We start from the raw sequence: 12,491 nt of genomic DNA, 5'->3' as shown, positions 1-12,491 counted from the left end.
GGACCGTATGCAGCAGGGATGCTGCATCCGAGACTACATGGATGTATTCACGGCGTGTCCTGAATGGACGTGTCCGCCTACTTCCTTTCAGCCTAATAATTCGTTGACCTACCGCAAGACCGACACCAGGCCGGTTTATACGTCCAGGTTGGTGACCTGAAGCGCGTTACCCTGGATAAACAGCCGACGCGGTTCCACTTCATCCCCCATCAGGGTGGTGAAAATCTGGTCCGCGGCAATGGCGTCCTCGATTGTCACCTTCATCATCCGGCGGGTTTCCGGATCCATGGTGGTTTCCCACAACTGCTCGGGATTCATTTCACCCAGACCCTTATAACGCTGGATGCCGAGGCCGCGCTGGGCTTCCTTCATCAGCCAGTCCAGTGCCCCTTCGAAGGACAGCACCTTCTGTTTGCGTTCACCCCGCTGTATATAGGCGCCGTCTTCCAGCAGGCCATCGAGGGTTTCTCCCATACGGGCAATCGCAGCGTAGGACGAAGAGTCGAAGAATTCGTGGCTGAAGACGTGCTCATGGGCAATGCCATGGACGTAGATGGTAACTTTGGGCAGGTAGATGTGGCGCTCGGCGTCTTTGGTGACCGAAAAGGTGTATTTGGTACCCGTGCGGGTGTCCAGTTCCAGGCCATCTCCCAGCCGGGCTACCCAGCGGGCAACAGATTCTTCCGTGTTCAGGTCAGCTACACTAAGTGTGACGTTCTGCAGCATCTGCTCCAGCACTTTTGCCGGATAGGCCCGTGACAGCCGGTCGATCATGTTCATCACCGCCTGGTAGTCTTTGACCATGGTTTCCAGTGCGGAATCCTTTAGTGCCGGTGCGTCAGCATTAACAAACAGCTGTGCGCCTTCGAGCGCGGTCTGGGTCAGATAAGCTTCTTTGGCTTTTTCATCTTTAAGGTATTGCTCCTGCTTGCCGCGCTTCACTTTATAAAGCGGGGGCATGGCAATAAATACATGACCACGCTCGATCAGTTCTCGCATCTGACGGAACAGGAAGGTGAGTAGCAGGGTACGGATGTGGGAACCATCCACATCGGCATCGGTCATGATGATAAGCGAGTGATAGCGCAACTTGTCGGCATTGAATTCCTCCCGGCCAATACCGGTACCCAGGGCGGTAATCAGGGTGCCAACTTCGGCGGAAGACAGCATCTTGTCAAAGCGCGCCTTTTCCACATTCAGGATCTTGCCCTTGAGCGGCAGGATGGCCTGGGTCTTCCGGTCACGGCCCTGCTTGGCGCTGCCACCGGCAGAATCACCCTCTACGATGAACAGTTCTGATAGCGCCGGATCTTTTTCCTGGCAGTCCGCCAGTTTGCCCGGCAGGCCTGCGATATCCAGCGCACCTTTGCGGCGGGTCATATCCCGGGCCTTTCGGGCAGCTTCACGGGCGCGAGCGGCCTCAATCATCTTGTTGACGATGAGCTTGGCCTCACCCGGCTGCTCCTGCAGGAAATCGGCAAACGACTGATACAGCTCCTGTTCGACGGCAGTTTTCACCTCGGAAGAAACCAGCTTGTCCTTGGTCTGGGAAGAGAATTTGGGATCCGGCACCTTTACACTGATGATCGCGGTCAGACCTTCACGGGCGTCATCGCCGGATGTCGAGACTTTTGCCTTCTTTCCCAGGCCCTCGTGTTCAATGTAATTGTTCAGTGAACGGGTCAGGGCAGCGCGGAAACCGGCGAGGTGGGTGCCACCATCTTTTTGCGGGATGTTATTGGTGAAACAGTAGATGTTTTCCTGGAAAGCATCATTCCACTGCATGGCCACTTCAACAACCACGCCGTCATCGCGATCCTTGATGAAATGGAAAACCCGGTTGATAGGGGTCTTGGTGGAATTGAGGTGCTCTACGAACGCCCGGAGTCCGCCGTCGTATTCGAAGATTTCTTCCTTGCCGCTGCGCTCATCCTGCAAACGGATACGGACGCCGCTATTGAGAAAGGCCAGTTCACGCAATCGCTTGGCCAGCAGATCCCAGTGAAATTCAATATTGGTGAAGGTGAGTGGCGACGGTCGGAAATGCACCTTGGTGCCACTGGCTTCGGTATCGCCAACCACGGCCAGAGGACCTTTGGGCACGCCTTCTGCGTAACTCTGTTCATATACCTTGCCATCCCGGCGGATGGTCAGGGTAAGGGAGGCGGAAAGTGCGTTAACAACGGAAACCCCGACACCGTGTAATCCTCCGGACACTTTATAGCTGTTGTCATCAAATTTACCGCCGGCGTGCAGCACCGTCATAATTACTTCTGCGGCGGAGACCCCTTCTTCTTCATGCATATCAACGGGAACACCGCGGCCGTTATCCCTGACAGTAACCGATTCATCGGGGTGAATAACGATGCCGATCTCGGAACAATGGCCGGCAAGGGCTTCGTCGATTGAGTTATCCACGACCTCAAAAACCATATGGTGCAGACCCGTGCCGTCGTCGGTATCACCGATATACATGCCGGGTCTTTTTCGTACTGCGTCCAGGCCTTTCAGAACCTTGATGCTGGAGGAATTGTAGTTCGATTCGCTCATTCAGAAACTCCTGAGGGTGATATTCCGGCTGGATGGACTCACTGATCCGGGTTTTATGCTTCCGTCATTTTTCCATGTTCCACGTGGAACACTCTGTAATCGGGCAATGAATGTGGCCATAACTGGTCCGGCTTCGGCGGCTCAATGGAGGTCATGAATACCTGACATTTAAGCTCCTGCAATTTTGCCGCCAGCATAGCGCGGTGGCCGACATCAAGTTCGGCATTGATATCATCGAGCAAAAACGTCACCTGCTTTTGCAACTGCGCCATCACCACACCCTGCGCAATTTTCATCAGAATAACCAGAGTCTTCTGTTGCCCCCGCGAGAAGGTTTCAGCCACCGGCCTGCCGTGAAACCTGAGCCGCAAGTCAGCCCGGTTTGGCCCATACAGGGTATGGCCCATTTTCAGCTCCTGTTCCCGATGAGAATTGAGCACATCCAGCAACGACTGGCTATCATCCCATCCGGGGTAAAATTCGATCCTCAGACCTTCCACCCAGGGCGCTTCTATTTCACCGAGCAGCTGAAAAAAGGCCGCGGAGAAAAGCTGAAAAGTATGCTGCCGTGACCTGGTCATTGTTTCGGTGAGGTTGGTGTACTGGCTATCCCAGACCTTCATCAACGAAGGATCCAGTCTACCATTTCTGAGGATCCGATTCCGCTGTGATATGACTCTTTGGCATTGTTGCCACACCGCCGCAAAAGAAGGTTCCACGTGGAACACTGACCAGTCCAGAAATTGCCTGCGGTTGCCCGGACCACCGGCGACAATATCAAATACCCCCGGGTCGATCACTGATACCGGAAGATGTTTTGCCAGCACCGACATGTTTCTCACAGCCTCTCCGTCCACCCGAAGTACTGTCTCTTTGGCGCTGGTATCGCGGGAAATTCCCAGCCGGTGGCGAATGCCATTATCGGGAGCGGGTTCGGTGACCAGCTCGTGGCCACGATCAATACCGCCGAACACCGTCAGCTTTTTCTGGCCGTGGCTGACCACAGCCTGATGCCGACCCACCCGGAACGAGCGACCGAGACCAAGATAACCAATAGCCTCAAGAACGCTGGATTTGCCGCTGCCGTTTTCACCGAACAGCAGATTGATAGAGGGGGAAAAGTTAACAGGGGCGCCCGTGAGATTGCGAAAATGTTCTGTTTGCAGTTTAACCAGCGCCATAAATCAATGAAGTCTCTGGTCAGCGGGGGAACCAAAAAAGGCAGCGGCCTGTCGGCACGCTGCCCCGATTTATACAAACCCGGCTTATACAGCCGATCAGTGAAGCAGATTCAAACGTTCATCCATAAACACATCCATCTCCGGTGCCAGAATATGCACATAACGATCAAAATACAGGAACTGTTTCAGCAGCAGGGCAAACTCTCTGGGGAAGTGAAGCCCATGGTTCTCGCCCACCTTCACCATATCCATCAGGATGTTGTTTACGTCGTCATCAGCCTGCTCGGCATAATACGGCCCATCTTCCGGCACCATCCGGTCCATCTGGCCGTAGAGTTTACGGAGATCCTCAGCCAGCTCACTGACCACCACTCGCTTATGGGTGACCCCGATCCGGATCATGGCATCGGCCATACCATCAAAGCTGCCGACCATCACTGCTGATATAAAGTCACTGACCGCCTCCCAGGTATCCGGCCGGATGCGACCTACGATTCCAAAATCAATAAAGCCGACCCGACCATCTCTCAACACCATCAGGTTACCGGCGTGCACATCGGCATGGAAAAATTCACACTGGGTCAGACTGGAAAACCAGGTATTCATCGCTGTAATCAGAGTACGCTCCGGGTCCCGGGCATAGCCCCGGATGCTTTCCAGATCCGTGAGAGGAACGCCGTAGAATCTCTCCATGGTCAGAATCCGGCGGGTGCTTGCAACCTCATACACCCTGGGCACCGTGGCATCTTCATTATGGGTGTTGAGCAGGAATTCCCGGAACACCTTGAGATTGTTCGCTTCCTTGATGAAGTCACACTCTTCCATCATGGTTCGCTGGATTTCTTCCACGATGCCGGACATTGAAGTCCAGGAAAGTTTTGGCGCCAGGGTTTCCACAATTCTCGCCGACAGGTACAGGAAGTTAAGATCGGTCAGCAGAATATTTTCCACACCCGGCTTCTGGACCTTGATCACCACATCTTCGCCGGTAACCAGTTTTGCTGCATGAACCTGGGCAATGGAAGCAGAGGCCAGCGCCACCGGATCAATCTCGGAAAACACTTCCTCGATCGGCCGGTCAAGCTCCTGACGGATAATTTTCCGGATCACGCTGTAAGGAAGGCTGGGTGTCCGGTCAAGACAATACTGGAATTCTTCAATGTATTCTTTTGGAAAGAAGGTTGGAGAACTTGCAATGAACTGACCCAGCTTGATGTAGGTCGCCCCCAGTGACTCGAAAGTCTCACGGAGCAGCCGTGGCGCCGGCGGCCGTTCACCGCGCACCCAGTTTACCCCGGTCCGACCCAGCACGGATAGCGTCTGGCCGATCCGGAATGCGCCTTTAAGGCTGTTGATAACCCTTGCCATAATTGCCTTCCTTAATTTCCCGACGGTGCCGACCGTCACAGATTTTGAAACTTCATTGCAGTCGCTGAACTCTACAGCCGCATTGGCATAACCACATACAGGCATCGATTGTCTTTTTCCGATTCAATCAGCGCACTGCTGTTCGGATTGGCCAGGGTGATCTTGACCTGGTCATCATCCAGCGCATTCATGACGTCCACCAGATAGCCCACATTGAAACCGATCTGAAGTGATTCGCCCTGATACTCTACAGCCAAAGCGTCTTCCGCCTGCTCCTGATCCGGATTGTTGGCAAACACCCCCAGTTCGTTGGTTGCCAGATTCAGCCGCACTCCCCGAATATTCTCGTGTGACAGAATGCCTGCGCGCTGCAGGGTGTTTTTCAGGGTTATACGGTCTGCCAGCACAACCTTGTCACCACCTCTGGGGATGACCCGATTATAATCCGGGAAGCGGCCTTCAATCAGCTTGGAGGTAAAGGTGTAGGATCCCACCGTCGCTCGCAGGTGGTTGTCGCCGATTATCAGGGTAACCGGAGTCTCCACATCATCCAGAAGCCGGGCCAGTTCCAGAACACCTTTGCGCGGAACTATAACCTGACGGGCTTCCGTGCAGCCGGTATCCAGGTCGACATGGGCCATCGCCAGCCGATGGCCGTCAGTGGCAACCGTTCGTACATGGTCCTTGTCGACTTCCAGTAACAGACCATTGAGATAATAACGCACATCTTGCTGCGCCATGGCGAAGGCCGTGGCATCGAGCATGCGACCCAGTTCCTTCTGGGGCAATTCCAGAGAAAAACTTTCCTGCTCGTCCTCGACATTGGGAAAATGCTCCGCCGGCAGGGTCGAGAGCGTGAAATGGCTGGCCCCGGAGCGCAGATGCAGGCGGTCGCCATCAAGCGCAAGCTCAATCGATGCTTCTTCACCCAGAGCCCGGCAAATATCGGAGAGTTTTCGTGCCGGAACCGTGATACGTCCTGGCTGGTCCACGTGAACCGGGCTAACCCGTCCCACCAGTTCCACTTCCATATTGGTGCCGGTCAGAGTCAGGGTATTATCCTCGGCCACCAGCAGCACGTTGGACAGCACCGGCATGGTCTGTTTGCGCTCCACCACTCCGGCTATGGACTGCAGGGGGATAAGCAAAGATTCTCGGCTGATCGTCAGTTTCATGGCACTCAACATTCTTTTATCGGATGGTGAACGGGTATCAGCTACTACCTGTAGCAGGTTAAATCATCAGCTGGTCAGTAACTGCATAAAGTTCTGATAATCCTCCCGGATACCCGGGTCGGTTTCCTGGAGTTCAACAATTTTCTTACACGCATGCAGAACCGTGGTGTGGTCTCGCCCTCCAAACGCATCGCCAATTTCCGGCAGACTGTGGTTGGTCAGTTCCTTGGCCAGCGACATTGCCAGCTGCCGCGGACGGGTAACCGTTCGGGTGCGCCGCTTGGAGTGCAGATCTGCCACCTTGATCTTGTAGTATTCCGCCACTGTGCGCTGGATGTTGTCGATACTGACCTGTTTTTCATGCAGCGCCAGCAGGTCTTTCAGACTTTCCCTGATAAACGGCGGGGTAATCTCGGTTCCCGTGAAGTGAGCATTCGCTATCACCAGGCGCAGCGCTCCTTCCAACTCCCGCACATTCGACCGGATTTTCTGGGCAATAAAAAAAGCCGCCTCGCTACTGAGTTTGACATTTACCTGTTCGGCTTTTTTCATCAGGATCGCAACCCGGGTTTCCAGCTCTGGCGGTTCCACCATCACCGTCAGCCCCCAGCCGAAACGCGATTTCAGCCGCTCTTCCATATCCACGATTTCCTTCGGAAACCGGTCACAGGTAACAATCACCTGCTGTCCACCTTCAAGCAACGCATTGAAGGTATGGAAAAACTCCTCCTGAGAGCGTTCCTTGCGGGCAAAAAACTGTATGTCATCAATCAGCAAGGCATCAACAGAACGATAATACCGCTTGAACTCGTTAATGGCGTTCAGTTGCAGAGCCTTGACCATATCTGCCACAAACCGCTCGGACCTCAAATATGCCACTTTGGCACGCGGGTTACGGCGGACTATTTCATTACCGATTGCGTGCATAAGATGGGTCTTACCCAGGCCAACCCCGCCGTAGAGAAACAGCGGGTTGTAGGCTCCGCCAGGATTTTCCGCTACCTGCATGGAGGCTGCCCGCGCAAGCTGGTTGGATTTACCTTCGACGAAGGTGTCGAAGGTAAATCCCTCGTTAAGAAAGCTCTGATGTTTGATATCGCCTTCAACCTGCACCGAGGGTCGGACCCGGTTCATCCCCGGCCCTGCTTTGGGGATTGCTGCAGTTTCGGCAACGACTCTTTCCTCGTCGGTGACAGTACCACTGGCCGTTTCAGACTCGGCGACCCTGCCATTCGCCGCCGTCGCCGAGCGTAAAACCAGTTCAGACCCACTGCTGGGTGCAGAGCCGACCACCATACCGACTCTGGGTGCCTGACCCCCTTCCAGATCCTTGAGCACTTCCTCGATGCGCCGCAGATACTTTTCATTCACCCAGTCCATCACGAACCGGTTGGGGGCAAACAGCATCAGCTTGCCTTCCCGATGATCGGACTGTAATGGCCTGAGCCAGGTGTTGAACTGCTGCGCGGGAAACTCATCCCGGAGCACCTCCAGACACTGATGCCAGAGTTTGTTTGGCACGACAGTCTTGCCTCCGATGCCTAAAATCGTGACCCGGAATTCTAACCTGCAGGCCACTTGAGTGAAAGGGCAAAAGACAAGTAATAAACAGCCTGTGTAAATCTTTTATTTTATTTATCATCTATTTACTGATTTATCTACAAGGTTGTGTACAGAAAAAGTGGTGAAAATAGTTATTCACAGTTCCCTGTCCATAACCCCGCCTGAGGACTGTGCAAAAGCCGGTAACTATGGTGGATAAACCGGGTCTTTCCGACGTCCGGGAATTACCCACAATTCGTCCCTGGCTTGTCCACAGCCCTCAGAGGGCCTTATCAACAGAGTTTGAAGCTCCGCAATACCTTGTCTGACGGTCTTTTTTAACGGATACCCACAGAAAACCCGTTAGCTAATAACAGTAGTAGTAATCTTTAAAGAGATTTAAAAAGACTTGAAACTACAGTTACTGGCCGTTTCCACAGTCAGCCCTCCGATCAGGTTTTAACCATTGAATTCCACCGCCGTATTGCATAGAATGCCGCTCCTGTTTTGGTTGTTAATTTTCCAGCCAATACGCCAAATTTCTAACCCGTATTGTGAGATCGTCATCATGAAGAGAACGTTTCAACCAAGCGTACTGAAGCGTAAGCGCGTTCACGGTTTCCGTGCTCGTATGGCAACACCGAATGGCCGGAAAGTTATTTCACGTCGTCGTGCCAAAGGGCGTGCCCGTCTGTCCGCGTAACGTATCCATTACCTGATGAAGCCTCTGAGCTTTCCTAAATCGTCGCGATTGCTGACCCCACGGGATTACGCCAGAGTCTTTGATAACGTCCAGATCAGGGTTCCACACCGGAATTTCCTGATTCTGGCCACGTTAAACTCAGAGCAGCACTCCCGGATCGGACTGGTATTCTCGAAAAAAAATCTGAAGCTTGCAGTTCAGCGCAACCGGATAAAACGAAGAATTCGCGAAACCTTCAGGCTTCAGCCGGATTTGCCGCCCCTGGACATTATCGTTCTTGGCAGACGCGGTCTGGCCGATATTGATAACGCAAAGCTGAATGAGTTGCTGGATGATCTCTGGTCGCGACTCAGGCGAAAATACCAACACTCCAGGACGACATTCGACCAGCAACGGCCGGAAAGCAACAGAGGAACGGGTTAATGCGCAAATTGTTGCTCCTGCTTCTCCGCTTCTACCAGTATGCCATCAGTCCGATGATGGCCAGTCACTGCCGCTATTATCCCACCTGTTCCCAGTACGCTGTGGAAGCGATCACTCATCATGGTGGGCTGAAAGGTCTTTTGCTTTCGATCAGACGACTCCTGCGATGTCATCCCTGGGCTAAAGCCGGGTATGATCCGGTACCGGGTACCGATGACCGCAAAGGCTCTACCCCGACTGTGACTGCCTGCTGCAAGCCGGCTGGCCAGAACTCAACTACCAACCCGACAAAACGCTGAGTGTATGGATATTCAACGCATTGTAATTTACGCCGGCCTCGCAATTGTCAGCTATCTGATGATACTGGCCTGGAACGAAGACTATAACCAGCCGCAACAGCAACAGACTGCCCAGCAGCAGCAGACCCTGACCAGTTCCGGTGATGCCGACAATCTCACTCTGCCTGAATCTTCGGTCCAGGGCTCAACGGGCCAGAACACCTCTGCTGATGAGGAATTCTCCGTTCCGGAAGAGGGCGGAAGCATTGAGGCCAGCGCCGATCCCGATGTTCAGGTCAACAATCAGCTGATCACGGTCCGCACTGATGTTTACCACCTCACCATCGACCGGGTGGGCGGTAACCTGGTTGAAACATCGCTGCTGCAGTACGACCGTTCACTGGACAGTGAAGAAGCTCTGCGCATCCTTACCAACACCCGCCAGCGTACCTACATCATGGAAAGCGGCCTGATTGGCAAGAACGGGGTCGACAGTCGCGCCAGCGAGCAGGCGGCTGTTTACCGGACCTCAGCCAATGAGTACGTCCTTGAGGAAGGTGAGGACTCACTGACAGTTGATCTCGAACTGACCACTGAAACCGGCGTTGAGGTTACCAAACAGTATAGATTTGCGCGCGACAGCTATGAGATAGACGTCCGATATCTGATCGATAACCAGTCAGATCAGACCTGGCAAGCCAATATGACCGGTAAGATCGTGCGCGATCAGGCACCGGACCCGACCGCACAGAACAGTCTCGGCATCCGGGCTTTCCTGGGCATGGTTATCAGCTCGGCTGAAGACCCCTACGACAAATATGATTTTGATGATTTACGGGAAACTCCCATAAACCAGTCCGTTACCAACGGCTGGCTCGCGTTTCTACAACATTATTTCCTGTCAGCCTGGATCCCGGAACAGGGTCAGACCGCCCAGTTTCAGAGCACCCGCCGGGGCAATCTGTTTGTTATGGGCTTTGTCTATCCGGCAACCGTCGTTTCCCCGGGCGAAACCGCCGAGGTGTCTGCCCGGGCCTATGTCGGGCCAAAAATCATAGAGCGCCTGGAGAATATTGCACCGAATCTGGATCGTACTGTCGATTTCGGCTTTCTGTTCTTTATCGCCCTGCCACTGTTTATTGTTCTGGACTGGTTCTATGGCCTGGTCGGCAACTGGGGCGTCGCCATTATCCTGCTGACAGTCCTGGTCAAGGCGGTATTTTTCAAACTGTCCGCCACAAGTTACCGTTCCATGGCCAGAATGCGGGCGGTAGCTCCGCAACTGACTCGCCTGAAGGAACTTTACGGTGATGATCGTCAGCGCATGTCCCAGGAAATGATGGCGTTGTACAAAAAAGAAAAAATCAACCCGCTCGGCGGCTGCCTGCCGATACTGGTACAGATGCCGGTGTTCATTTCACTTTACTGGGTCCTGTTTGAAAGTGTGCAGTTACGTCACGCACCTTTCATGCTGTGGATCAATGACCTTTCGGTTATGGACCCTTACTTCATTCTGCCACTGTTGATGGGTGCCAGCATGATGCTGCAGATGAGCCTGAACCCGACACCACCGGACCCGATGCAGGCCAAAATCATGAAGTTGATGCCGATTGTATTTACCATTTTCTTCCTCTGGTTCCCCGCAGGTCTGGTTCTTTACTGGCTGACCAACAACATTCTGTCCATTGCCCAGCAGTGGTACATTACCCGCAAAATCGAGGGCGAGATGGCAGCCAGAAAGAGCTGATTCCAGCTGCCAGTTCTGATTTTGCTTTCAGAGGCTCCTTATCAGGGGCCTCTGCTGTTTCAGGAATAGAGATTGATGCCGAACGTCACCGAAACCATCGCTGCGATTGCCACCGCACCGGGCCAGTCCGGTGTTGGTATTGTCAGAATCAGTGGCCCCGGGGCAGGGGGCATTGCCCGGGTGATGCTGGGATTCATACCCAGACCCCGCTATGCCCATTACGGACCTTTTCATGATCAGCACAATCAGCTGATTGATGAAGGTATTGGTCTGTTCTTTCCCGGCCCTCACTCATTTACCGGGGAGGATGTGCTGGAATTGCAGGGGCACGGAGGCACCGTCATTCTGGACCTCCTGCTGAGAGTGGCTTGTGATCTCGGAGCCCGGCTTGCCCGGCCGGGAGAGTTTTCCGAGCGAGCCTTTCTCAATGACAAGCTTGATCTTGCTCAGGCCGAGGCGATTGCGGATCTGATTGATAGCAGTTCCGAGCAGGCTGCCAGGTGCGCGGTACGATCCCTGCAGGGGGTTTTTTCCCGCCGTATCGAGGCGTTGGTTGAGGCTGTTACCCATCTGCGTATTTATGTGGAGGCCGCCATTGATTTCCCGGAGGAAGAAATTGATTTTCTCGCTGATGGCAAGGTCGCAAACGATCTGCGCCAGTTGCTGGAAAATCTCGATAATATTCTGGCCGAAGCACAGCAGGGTTCGATCCTCCGGGAAGGTATGAAAGTGGTTATTGCCGGCCGACCCAATGCCGGCAAATCCAGCCTCCTGAACGCACTGGCCGGGCGTGAAGCGGCCATTGTAACGGCAGTAGAAGGGACTACCCGGGACGTATTGCGGGAACATATCCTTATCGACGGAATGCCATTGCATATTATTGATACCGCCGGCCTGAGAGACAGTCCGGACGAAGTAGAGCAGATCGGTATCGCCCGGGCGTGGGATGAAATCGGTCAGGCCGACCGGATTCTGTTGATGGTTGATGCTACGTCGACAGGGGCGATAGAGCCCCATCAGCTCTGGCCGGATTTCATCGATCGGCTCCCGGACAATGCACCGTTAACGGTCATCCGTAACAAGGTCGACCTCACCAGTGAAGCTATAGGAATAGAGCAGACAGCGGCCACTGCCCCCGTGGTCCGGATCTCCGCGCGGTCTGGCCAGGGTCTGGAGACTCTGAGGGATCATCTCAAGGCCTGCATGGGCTTTGCCAGTACCAATGAAGGTGGCTTTCTGGCACGGCGACGGCACCTGGATGCCCTGGAACGGGCAAAGGCTGCCATGCTTCAGGGCGCAAGCCAGCTTCAGGGATATGGCGCGGGCGAACTTCTGGCGGAGGATCTGCGTGCTGCCCAGGATGCCCTGGGCGAGATCACCGGTGCCATGACGCCGGACGATCTGCTGGGTAAAATATTCAGCAGTTTCTGTATCGGGAAATGATCTATCAACGGAAACAGTTTGAAACGGGCGTTTTCCGTGTAAACTTGTCTTCCTACCGATTCGCGAAAATTCCTGGTGAGT

10 protein-coding genes are annotated in these 12,491 nt (G+C 54.0%); 5 read left to right on the top strand and 5 right to left on the bottom strand.

What is annotated here, in order from left to right:
- Nucleotides 1-135: 135 nt before the first annotated feature.
- The 5 genes from gyrB to dnaA all read right to left on the bottom strand — a co-directional run bounded on the left by gyrB (nucleotide 136) and on the right by dnaA (nucleotide 7,795).
- Nucleotides 136-2,550: a DNA topoisomerase (ATP-hydrolyzing) subunit B gene (gyrB, locus tag VJ956_RS09800; protein WP_324084257.1), complete on the bottom strand. Its 2,415-nt coding sequence runs from the start codon at nucleotides 2,548-2,550 to the stop codon at nucleotides 136-138.
- Nucleotides 2,551-2,603: 53 nt separating this feature from the next.
- Entirely contained in the window at nucleotides 2,604-3,731 is a 1,128-nt protein-coding gene (gene recF / locus VJ956_RS09795) for a DNA replication/repair protein RecF (RefSeq protein WP_324084255.1), read from the bottom strand.
- 96 nt (nucleotides 3,732-3,827) lie between these two features.
- Nucleotides 3,828-5,099 carry an AarF/ABC1/UbiB kinase family protein gene (locus tag VJ956_RS09790; protein ID WP_324084252.1) on the bottom strand — a complete coding sequence of 424 codons (1,272 nt, stop codon included), beginning with the start codon at nucleotides 5,097-5,099 and terminating at the stop codon, nucleotides 3,828-3,830.
- Between the two features lie 71 nt (nucleotides 5,100-5,170).
- Nucleotides 5,171-6,274 (bottom strand): DNA polymerase III subunit beta, encoded by a 1,104-nt coding sequence (gene dnaN, locus VJ956_RS09785; RefSeq protein ID WP_324084250.1) that lies wholly within the window; start codon nucleotides 6,272-6,274, stop codon nucleotides 5,171-5,173.
- A gap of 66 nt (nucleotides 6,275-6,340) precedes the next feature.
- Entirely contained in the window at nucleotides 6,341-7,795 is a 1,455-nt protein-coding gene (dnaA, locus tag VJ956_RS09780) for a chromosomal replication initiator protein DnaA (RefSeq protein ID WP_324084249.1), read from the bottom strand.
- A gap of 589 nt (nucleotides 7,796-8,384) precedes the next feature.
- Between dnaA and rpmH the strand changes: the two genes are divergently transcribed.
- The 5 genes from rpmH to mnmE all read left to right on the top strand — a co-directional run bounded on the left by rpmH (nucleotide 8,385) and on the right by mnmE (nucleotide 12,410).
- Entirely contained in the window at nucleotides 8,385-8,519 is a 135-nt protein-coding gene (gene rpmH, locus VJ956_RS09775) for a 50S ribosomal protein L34 (protein WP_324084363.1), read from the top strand.
- 15 nt (nucleotides 8,520-8,534) lie between these two features.
- Nucleotides 8,535-8,942 (top strand): ribonuclease P protein component, encoded by a 408-nt coding sequence (rnpA, locus tag VJ956_RS09770; RefSeq protein WP_324084248.1) that lies wholly within the window; start codon nucleotides 8,535-8,537, stop codon nucleotides 8,940-8,942.
- Nucleotides 8,942-9,241: a membrane protein insertion efficiency factor YidD gene (gene yidD, locus VJ956_RS09765; RefSeq protein WP_324084247.1), complete on the top strand. Its 300-nt coding sequence runs from the start codon at nucleotides 8,942-8,944 to the stop codon at nucleotides 9,239-9,241. Before rnpA ends, yidD begins: the two co-directional genes overlap by 1 nt.
- 4 nt (nucleotides 9,242-9,245) lie before the next feature.
- Nucleotides 9,246-10,967 carry a membrane protein insertase YidC gene (yidC, locus tag VJ956_RS09760; RefSeq protein ID WP_324084246.1) on the top strand — a complete coding sequence of 574 codons (1,722 nt, stop codon included), beginning with the start codon at nucleotides 9,246-9,248 and terminating at the stop codon, nucleotides 10,965-10,967.
- A 75-nt stretch (nucleotides 10,968-11,042) separates the two neighbouring features.
- The gene (gene mnmE / locus VJ956_RS09755; protein ID WP_324084245.1) at nucleotides 11,043-12,410 is read left to right on the top strand and encodes a tRNA uridine-5-carboxymethylaminomethyl(34) synthesis GTPase MnmE; all 1,368 of its coding nucleotides are present in this window, start codon (nucleotides 11,043-11,045) and stop codon (nucleotides 12,408-12,410) included.
- Nucleotides 12,411-12,491: the final 81 nt, after the last annotated feature.

The sequence above is a fragment of the Marinobacter sp. genome, assembly GCF_035268745.1.
In the GTDB taxonomy this organism is placed as follows: Bacteria; Pseudomonadota; Gammaproteobacteria; order Pseudomonadales; family Oleiphilaceae; genus Marinobacter.
Note: the sequence above shows the minus strand (reverse complement) of the source record. Positions and strands in the feature narration are given on the sequence as shown.

Coding starts and splice junctions, on each gene's coding strand:
- gyrB (WP_324084257.1), bottom strand. CDS start 2,550: ATGAGCGAATCGAACTACAATTCCTCCAGCATCAAGGTTCTGAAAGGC.
- recF (WP_324084255.1), bottom strand. CDS start 3,731: ATGGCGCTGGTTAAACTGCAAACAGAACATTTTCGCAATCTCACGGGC.
- VJ956_RS09790 (WP_324084252.1), bottom strand. CDS start 5,099: ATGGCAAGGGTTATCAACAGCCTTAAAGGCGCATTCCGGATCGGCCAG.
- dnaN (WP_324084250.1), bottom strand. CDS start 6,274: ATGAAACTGACGATCAGCCGAGAATCTTTGCTTATCCCCCTGCAGTCC.
- rpmH (WP_324084363.1), top strand. CDS start 8,385: ATGAAGAGAACGTTTCAACCAAGCGTACTGAAGCGTAAGCGCGTTCAC.
- rnpA (WP_324084248.1), top strand. CDS start 8,535: ATGAAGCCTCTGAGCTTTCCTAAATCGTCGCGATTGCTGACCCCACGG.
- yidD (WP_324084247.1), top strand. CDS start 8,942: ATGCGCAAATTGTTGCTCCTGCTTCTCCGCTTCTACCAGTATGCCATC.
- yidC (WP_324084246.1), top strand. CDS start 9,246: ATGGATATTCAACGCATTGTAATTTACGCCGGCCTCGCAATTGTCAGC.
- mnmE (WP_324084245.1), top strand. CDS start 11,043: ATGCCGAACGTCACCGAAACCATCGCTGCGATTGCCACCGCACCGGGC.